General features: G+C 45.7%; 2 tRNA genes and 2 rRNA genes (2 of these 4 running past the window's edge). All 4 read right to left on the bottom strand.

The features are described from left to right. Positions 1-1,246, bottom strand: a 23S ribosomal RNA gene (locus HUE53_RS00035); it reaches 1,630 nt to the left of the window's first position. 219 nt (positions 1,247-1,465) lie between these two features. Next, positions 1,466-1,542, bottom strand: a tRNA-Ala gene (locus HUE53_RS00040). Positions 1,543-1,655: 113 nt separating this feature from the next. Continuing rightward, positions 1,656-1,729 (bottom strand) — tRNA-Ile (locus HUE53_RS00045). Between the two features lie 98 nt (positions 1,730-1,827). Next, a 16S ribosomal RNA gene (locus HUE53_RS00050) occupies positions 1,828-2,500 on the bottom strand (it continues 843 nt past the right edge of the window). The 16S and 23S rRNA genes sit together here with 2 tRNA genes alongside, the layout of an rRNA operon.

Raw genomic sequence — 2,500 nt, forward strand, 5'->3', positions numbered from 1 at the left:
ACGGAATCCCTTCTACGATGTTAGAATGCTCCCCTACCACTTGACTTTTGTCAAATCCATAGCTTCGGTAGATATACTTATGCCCGATTATTATCCATGCTCGATCGCTCGACTAGTGAGCTGTTACGCACTCTTTAAATGAATGGCTGCTTCCAAGCCAACATCCTAGCTGTCGATGCAATCAAACCGCGTTTGATCAACTTAGTATACATTTGGGGACCTTAGCTGATGGTCTGGGTTCTTTCCCTCTCGGACTGGGACCTTAGCACCCCAGCCCTCACTGCTGTGTATATTATATAGCATTCGGAGTTTGTCAGGAATTGGTAGGCGGTGAAGCCCCGCATCCAATCAGTAGCTCTACCTCTATATAACTCTACCACTGCGCTGCACCTAAATGCATTTCGGGGAGTACGAGCTATTTCCGAGTTTGATTGGCCTTTCACCCCTACCCACAGGTCATCCGAAGACTTTTCAACGTCAACCGGTTCGGACCTCCACTATGTGTTACCACAGCTTCATCCTGCCCATGGGTAGATCACACGGTTTCGCGTCTAACATTACTGACTCAAGCGCCCTATTCAGACTCGCTTTCGCTACGGATCCGCACCTGAAGTGCTTAACCTTGCCAGCAACGTTAACTCGTAGGCTCATTATGCAAAAGGCACGCCGTCACAGCTTTTGCTGCTCCGACCGCTTGTAGGCGTATGGTTTCAGGTTCTATTTCACTCCGTTATTCACGGTTCTTTTCACCTTTCCTTCACAGTACTGGTTCACTATCGGTCTCTCAGGAGTATTTAGCCTTAGCGGATGGTCCCGCCAGATTCAGACAGGGTTTCACGTGCCCCGCCCTACTCAGGATACCACTATCCTTTATATTCCTTACTTATACGGGACTATCACCCTCTGTGGTTAACCTTTCCAGGTTATTCTAATTCGGTTTACAAGAAATATTGTGGTCCTACAACCCCAGTATTGCCGTAACAACACTGGTTTGGGCTAATGCGCTTTCGCTCGCCACTACTTACGCAATCACTTTTGTTTTCTTCTCCTCCGCCTACTTAGATGTTTCAGTTCAGCGGGTTCGCCTCCTATTGGATACTATGTCTTCAACATAGTGGGTTGCCCCATTGGGATATCTGCGGATCAATTCGTATGTGCCAATCCCCGCAGCTTTTCGCAGCTTATCACGTCCTTCTTCGCCTCTGAGAGCCTAGGCATCCCCCATACGCCCTTATTTTGCTTATTGTTTTCTTTTTTTTAGTGATTAGCTCTAAGTAATTAGTGACTAGTCCTAAGACTAATTACTATTCACTCTTTACTAATTACTAAAGTGTTCTTTCTACTTGTTTGTATGTTTATCTCAATATGTCAATGAACTTTACTCAATTTGAAGATTTTAAGATTCGTTAATTTGAAAATGATGATCATTTTCAAATTTTCAAATCAATTCATTTTCAAATCAATTTGGTGGAGAATATCGGAGTCGAACCGATGACCTCCTGCGTGCAAGGCAGGCGCTCTAGCCAGCTGAGCTAATCCCCCAATCTTTTTTCTATTTTGGATGTTGAATTATTTTTTTGAATTATTTTTCAAATTCATCATTTAAAATTTATAATTCAAAATTCGCTTCTAGAATTTCCTTGTGCTTTAAAAAGTAGTCCCGGGCAGACTCGAACTGCCGACCCCTACATTATCAGTGTAGTACTCTAACCAGCTGAGCTACGAGACTCTGTATTTTAAGCCTTTTCTTTTTTTTGAATTAACAGCGAGAGTAAGTTTTTTTAATTTAGTATCTAAATTAAAAAATAGCTTCTTTTTTGTCTCTAGAAAGGAGGTGTTCCAGCCGCACCTTCCGGTACGGCTACCTTGTTACGACTTAGCCCTAGTTACCAGTTTTACCCTAGGCAGCTCCTTGCGGTCACCGACTTCAGGTACCCCCAGCTTCCATGGCTTGACGGGCGGTGTGTACAAGGCCCGGGAACGTATTCACCGCAGCATGGCTGATCTGCGATTACTAGCGAATCCAGCTTCACGGAGTCGAGTTGCAGACTCCGATCCGAACTGAGAACGGTTTTGTAGATTCGCTCCTACTTGCGTAGTGGCTGCTCTCTGTACCGTCCATTGTAGCACGTGTGTAGCCCAAGGCGTAAGGGCCGTGATGATTTGACGTCATCCCCACCTTCCTCGCGGTTTGCACCGGCAGTCTTGCTAGAGTTCCCGACATGACTCGCTGGCAACTAGCAACAGGGGTTGCGCTCGTTATAGGACTTAACCTGACACCTCACGGCACGAGCTGACGACAACCATGCAGCACCTTGAAAAACGTCCGAAGAAAGATCTGTTTCCAAATCTGTCGTTTCCCATTTAAGCCTTGGTAAGGTTCCTCGCGTATCATCGAATTAAACCACATGCTCCTCCGCTTGTGCGGGCCCCCGTCAATTCCTTTGAGTTTCACTCTTGCGAGCGTACTCCCCAGGTGGGATACTTATCACTTTCGCTT

Origin of the sequence: Flavobacterium columnare (assembly GCF_014844295.1) — a bacterium.
In the GTDB taxonomy this organism is placed as follows: Bacteria; Bacteroidota; Bacteroidia; order Flavobacteriales; family Flavobacteriaceae; genus Flavobacterium; species Flavobacterium columnare.